General features: G+C 43.1%; 2 protein-coding genes. One reads left to right on the top strand and one right to left on the bottom strand.

The features are described from left to right. Positions 1 to 269: 269 nt before the first annotated feature. Complete coding sequence (locus ACED46_RS21805) at positions 270 to 767, bottom strand: Rsd/AlgQ family anti-sigma factor (protein ID WP_032546263.1); 498 nt, start codon at positions 765 to 767, stop codon at positions 270 to 272. A gap of 189 nt (positions 768 to 956) precedes the next feature. Here ACED46_RS21805 and nudC point away from each other — a divergent pair, with 189 nt between their 5' ends. Next, the gene (gene nudC, locus ACED46_RS21810; RefSeq protein ID WP_371722443.1) at positions 957 to 1742 is read left to right on the top strand and encodes an NAD(+) diphosphatase; all 786 of its coding nucleotides are present in this window, start codon (positions 957 to 959) and stop codon (positions 1740 to 1742) included. Positions 1743 to 1839 lie beyond the last annotated feature (97 nt).

A 1839-nucleotide genomic window follows, 5' to 3' on the forward strand; every position in this document is an offset into this window, starting at 1 on the left:
AAAGGTTACGACGTTCGTTTCGATGATTGAATGTGTCGATTTAAAGACGCTTACGGTGAGGTTGGATTTATGTCCTGAAGAGTGCTCTTTGAGGCCAGTAAGATAAAGGGTAGAGATGACTAGGCTGATTAGGGCTGTAACCATATGCTTATGGCTAAAGGTCAGGGCGAGCGAGTAAGCTCTGTCTGAAAGGTTCTGGGTAGTTTGGATAACCTTACAGACAAAACAAAAAGCTTGCACAGAGGCAAGCTTATTAAGGATTCGGCTAACTAAGCGCCTGGTGGAATCGCTAAACTGTCTGCAATAAGCTGGATAAGATTATCTTCTACTTCAAAACGTAGTTCGAGTAGTTCACCTACTTTGGACATATCTCCTTCGAAGTTAGGCAACTCATCGTCTGCATTTACTTTAACGTACTTATCATTGAATTCTAGAAGCGGCTCGGTTGTAAGTACGATCTTCGCGTAAGTTGTATCAATCTCGTCATTGGTTTTAAAGCCTGTTGCTTGCCATTTTTTCATGACCATATCGTAGATCTTAAAATGACCCTCTGAGATATAATCGACAACATGATCACAGAATGAGCTTATTTCTTTAGGGGAAGGGAGTTCAACAACGTTTGATTGCCCGTTGCTAGCTGGCTGCAAGGCACCTAGCTTACAATACTCAACGATTAGAGACTGTCGAGTTTCGAGCCAATGATCGATGACCTCATTAGAGCCACCCCATTGTTCTTGTATTTGTTTGAATTTATTTAGCATGACCATGTCCTCATGATCTGATCACAACCTTGTGATCAAGTAATTGCCTAAGCAGGGTCCGTTTTATTGGTAGCTACTAAAAGTAATAGCTTGAAATATTCTCTGCTACAACTCTAGTATGAAATTAGATTGCCAGTAAAATGAACGAACTGCAAGCAATGAGGCATAGGGATGTAAAAAAAAAGTGATAACAAAATGACAGAGCAAGCTTATTGGTGCGTCGTTTCTGGTAGTGATATTTGGGTTAATAATGATCAGTTTCCGTTTGGCTCTGCTGAAGAGCTTGGGCTGAGTGTGGAGCATGCAATCTGTATTGGTCAGCATCAAGGTCGCAAGGTGTATTGGCTCAACGATTGTGATGTGGAGAATGAGCTGAACATGGTTAGCCTAAGAGAGTTACTGCACTGGCCTGAAGTGAGTTTCTTGACTGCAAGCAAAGCCATCCAATATGGGCATATGACTCAAAGTATGCGTTTTTGCCCTCAGTGTGGTGGTCGAAATCATCTCAATCATAACCAGGTGGCGATGCAGTGTGGAGATTGCCGCACACTTCATTACCCTCGTATCTTCCCATGCATCATTGTCGCTGTACGAAACGACAACAAGATATTGCTTGCGCAGCACCCAAGACATAAAACAGGCATGTATACCGTGATAGCGGGCTTCCTAGAGGTTGGAGAGACCTTAGAGCAGTGTGTGGCAAGAGAAGTCAAAGAAGAAACGGGTATCGATGTCGATAATATTCGTTATTTTGGCAGCCAACCATGGGCGTTTCCATCGAGTATGATGATGGGCTTTCTCGCAGATTATGCTGGTGGTACGCTTAAGCCTGACTACAGCGAGCTATCGGATGCTCAATGGTTTGACGTAACAAGCCTACCTGATGTTGCTCCTGTTGGAACTATTGCGAGACAGTTGATTGAGAAAACCGTTGATGACGTGATAAAAGATGGTGTGACGGAGCAGATGCTAGAGCACTAATTTGCCTGTGATAGTATTTGGCCTATGGGTGGTCAAAAGCTAAAAAAAAAGGTTCATCGCGGATTAGCGGGAACTAAAAACAAAAACGGTAGTAAGT

The organism is Vibrio sp. 1S139 (assembly GCF_041439475.1).
GTDB classification, from domain to species: domain Bacteria; phylum Pseudomonadota; class Gammaproteobacteria; order Enterobacterales; family Vibrionaceae; genus Vibrio; species Vibrio crassostreae_C.